At 70.2% G+C, this 1,078-nt stretch carries 2 protein-coding genes; one reads left to right on the forward strand and one right to left on the reverse strand.

All coding sequences use genetic code 11. The features are described 5' to 3' along the window. The coding region (locus ACZ6ZT_RS35215) for a transposase (protein WP_469724522.1) at positions 1–475 on the forward strand (475 nt) is incomplete at its 5' end. Here ACZ6ZT_RS35215 and ACZ6ZT_RS35220 read toward each other — a convergent pair. Beyond that, complete coding sequence (locus ACZ6ZT_RS35220; RefSeq protein ID WP_469724523.1) at positions 432–965, reverse strand: hypothetical protein; 534 nt, start codon at positions 963–965, stop codon at positions 432–434. The two genes, ACZ6ZT_RS35215 and ACZ6ZT_RS35220, sit on opposite strands and share 44 nt — an antisense overlap. Between the last annotated feature and the right edge of the window lie 113 nt (positions 966–1,078).

Consider the following 1,078-nt stretch of genomic DNA (forward strand, 5'->3'; position numbering starts at 1 on the left):
AGCGGATGCTGTCGTCGGCTTGGACAGCCGCGGTTTCGACGGCGGCAAGCTGATCAACGGGCGCAAGCGGCACGTCGTGGTCGACACCCTCGGCCTGCTGCTGGGGGTGATGGTCACCGCCGCGGACACCGGCGACCGCGCCGCCGCCCGGGCCCTGCTCGGGCAGGTGGCCGACGCGCACCACCGCCTCGCCCTCATCTGGGCCGACGGCGGCTACACCGGAAGCCTCGTCGAGTACTGCCTGGCCACGCTCGCCCTGGTCCTCGCGATCGTCAAACGCAGCGACGATATGCGTGGCTTCGTGGTCCTGCCCAAGCGGTGGATCGTCGAGCGTCTCTTCGCCCACCTGATGCGCACCCGCCGCCTGGCACGCGACTACGAACGCCGTACCACCAGCGCCGAAGCGATGATCTACTGGTCGATGACCCTGCTCATGACCCGCCGCCTCGCGCGGTCGCGGCCTTCGCGAGCATGAACCGGCCCGGCGCGGGTTCGGCCAGCCAGCCGCGCGCGACCAGGCGTTTCGCCTTCGACCGCAGTGCCTCCACCTTGGCCGGCACCGCGTCCAGACCGAACATCACGGCCATCTCCTGGCAGGTCAGCGGCCCTTGATGGAGCCGGTCCCGGTCCGAGAGAGCCTGCAGAACGCGCTGGTAGTCCACCGACAGCACCGACCAGGCGAGCCCCTCACGCCACACCGGCACCTGCGCCTTCGGCTTCGCCGAGTCCCGGGGCGCCGGCCCGCCCGCAGCCGGCGGATCCTGGACGTCCTCCGGGCCGGCGGTGTTGCCGCAGTCCGGAGCCAGCACCGCATCGACCCGCCTGCGGGCAATGACCCACTCCTGCCATTCCAGCTCGGCCACGGCCAGCTCTGCCTGGATACGGTCGGCCTCCTCACGCAGCCCGTCCACCCGACAGCGAGCCGCGAGCTCGTGCTGTTCCAGCAGTCCGACAACCGATGGCATCCGCAACCTCCCGGGGAGCGACGACACGACAGGTCACGACTCCCACCGAATCACCGCCCCTACTCCTGACCAGCGAAAACGCCGCCCTCAAGTCCGGAAAGACAACAACCTCT

This window comes from Streptomyces sp. NPDC102258 (assembly GCF_055584685.1).

Bases quoted from the DNA above. Each gene is read 5' to 3' on its own strand.
- ACZ6ZT_RS35220 (WP_469724523.1), bottom strand. From the start codon at position 965: ATGCCATCGGTTGTCGGACTGCTGGAACAGCACGAGCTCGCGGCTCGC.